Raw genomic sequence first — 2598 nt, 5'->3', positions numbered from 1 at the left:
GGGACATCAACCCGCGCGCACAGGCTCCCACCGCCTCGAACGCGTCGATGATCGTGACCTCGCGCTCGCTGCCGTCAGACAGCTTGGCCAGCCCCGGCAGGATGGAGCCGGCGTAGAGGAACACCGCCGCCAGGTCCAGCCGCGCGGCGGCCATCAGCATTCCGGGCAGCGACTTGTCGCACCCCGCCAGCAGCACCGAGCCGTCCAGCCGCTCGGCCTGCATCACGACCTCGACGCTGTCGGCGATCACCTCGCGGGACACCAGGGAGAAATGCATCCCCTCGTGACCCATCGAGATGCCGTCGGAAACCGAGATCGTCCCGAACTCGAGCGGATAGCCGCCGGCCGAGAACACCCCCTCCTTGACCGCCTTGGCGAGCCGGTCCAGGGACAGGTTGCACGGCGTGATTTCGTTCCAGGACGAGGCGACCCCGATCTGTGGCTTGGCGAAGTCTTCGTCGCCCATCCCTACCGCGCGCAACATCCCGCGGGCGGCGGCCTTCTCCAGGCCGTCGGTGACGTCGCGACTACGCGGTTTGATGTCGGGGGCCGGCGCCGAATCGGTGGGTGTGGCCATCGTCCAAGTATGCCGGGCCGATGATGCCCGCAAACGCGCGGGTTATACCCCATCGGGGTATGGGGTAGACTCGGCTGACGAGGACGGGCACGGGAGGGTTGACGGGCACATGACGACCGCACACGGATACTCGCAGCAGAAGGACAACTACGCCAAGCGGCTGCGTCGCATCGAGGGCCAGGTGCGCGGCATCGCGCGCATGATCGAGGAGGACAAATACTGCATCGACGTCCTCACCCAGATCAGCGCGGTCAACAGCGCCTTGCGGTCGGTGGCGCTGAATCTGCTCGACGAGCACCTGAGCCACTGCGTCACCCGGGCCGTGGCCGAGGGCGGCGACCAGGCCGACGACAAGCTGGCCGAGGCCTCCGCCGCCATCGCACGCCTGGTACGTTCCTGATCGCGTGGGCGTGTTGAAACGCTAACTTTAGTGAACCCGTTGCCGTGGTGCGTACGGTAGGGGCAGCGTAATCCAGCAACAGCATTACTCGCCGGTTACGACACCCACGCCCATGACAGCCGAAACCGCCACCATTGCCGCGCGAACGTGGACGCCACGGGTCGCCGCGCAGCTGGCCGTGCTGGCCGCGGCGGCCTTCACGTATGTCACGGCGGAAATCCTGCCGGTGGGCGCCCTCTCGGCGATCGCGCGGAATCTGCAAGTCAGCGTGGTCCTGGTCGGGACCCTGCTGACCTGGTACGCGCTGGTGGCGGCCCTGTCGACGTTTCCGCTGGTGCGCTGGACCGCGCACTGGCCGCGCCGGCGCGCGTTGCTGGTCAGCCTGATCTGCCTGACCGTCTCGCAACTCATCTCGGCGCTGGCGCCCAACTTCGCCGTGCTGGCCTTCGGGCGCATGCTGTGCGCGGTCACCCACGGGCTGCTCTGGTCGATCATCGCCCCGATCGCCACTCGGCTGGTGCCGCCGAGCCACGCCGGACGCGCCACGATGTCGATCTACATCGGCACCAGCCTGGCGCTGGTCATCGGTAGCCCGCTCACGGCCGCCATGAGCCTGATGTGGGGCTGGCGGCTGGCCGCGGTCTGCGTCACCGTCGCCGCGGCGGTCGTCACCGTGGCGGCCTGGCTTTTGCTGCCCGAGCTGGTGCTGTCCGCCGACCAGCTCAAGTGCGTGGGCCCGCGGGCGCGGCACCACCGCAATCGCCGGCTGATCGTCGTCAGCCTCATCACGATGGTCGGTGTCACCGGCCATTTCGTCTCGTACACCTACATCGTGGTGATCATCCGCGACGTCGTCGGCGTGCGCGGGCCGAACCTCGCCTGGGTGCTGGCCGCCTACGGCGCCGCCGGGGTGATCGCCGTGGGGCTGGTGGCGCGGCCCCTGGACCGCCGGCCGAAGGGCGCCGTCCTTATCTGCATGGCGGGATTGACCGCCGCGTTCGTGGTGCTGACCGCGCTCGCGTTCGGCGGCGGACGCGCCGCGGCGACGGCGCTGATCGGGACGGGGGCGATCGTGTTGTGGGGCGCGATGGCCACCGCCGTCTCGCCGATGATGCAGTCCGCCGCGATGCGCAACGGGGCCGACGACCCCGACGGGGCCTCGGGCCTGTACGTGACGGCGTTTCAGGTGGGCATCATGGCCGGCTCGCTGGCGGGCGGGCTTCTGTACGAGCGCAGCGTCGCGCTGATGCTGACCGCCTCGGCGGGCCTGATGGGCGTCGCGCTGGCCGGCATGGCGGCCAATCGGCAGATGCTGGACGTTGCCCCGGCAAGCTCACGCAATTCATAGCTGCGCAGGTCAGCGGCGCCGACCGGGCCGCGCGTCGGTCCGCCGCCCGCCGCGGAGTGCATAGCTCGTGCGCGCGCTATGCCACACTATTTCGGAGAAAGCGACTGGAGGGATGCATATGTCGGGCTGGACGAGTAAGAGCCTCTTCGCGGCTCTGAAGGCCGCCGGATTGGCTTCGATGTTGAGCGGGGCACTGGTCCTGAGCGCGGTTCCCGCGCTCGCCGACCCCGACCCGGCCCCGGGCGACCCGGGGGCCGTGGCGGCGCCCGCGGA

At 69.6% G+C, this 2598-nt stretch carries 3 protein-coding genes; 2 read left to right on the top strand and 1 reads right to left on the bottom strand.

The window, feature by feature from the left end; genetic code table 11:
• On the bottom strand, positions 1-577 hold a 577-nt coding region (locus JWP83_RS03420), incomplete at its 3' end, for a dihydroxy-acid dehydratase (RefSeq protein ID WP_297725789.1).
• 109 nt (positions 578-686) lie between these two features.
• On the opposite strand from JWP83_RS03420, the gene JWP83_RS03415 reads away from it, so the two are divergent.
• Entirely contained in the window at positions 687-977 is a 291-nt protein-coding gene (locus JWP83_RS03415) for a metal-sensitive transcriptional regulator (RefSeq protein ID WP_297725787.1), read from the top strand.
• 112 nt (positions 978-1089) lie between these two features.
• Entirely contained in the window at positions 1090-2325 is a 1236-nt protein-coding gene (locus JWP83_RS03410; protein WP_297725785.1) for an MFS transporter, read from the top strand.
• The last annotated feature ends 273 nt before the right edge of the window (positions 2326-2598 follow it).

Origin of the sequence: Mycobacterium sp., assembly GCF_025965855.1 — a bacterium.
Classification (GTDB): Bacteria; Actinomycetota; Actinomycetes; order Mycobacteriales; family Mycobacteriaceae; genus Mycobacterium.
This window is presented reverse-complemented; position numbering and strand designations above follow the sequence as displayed.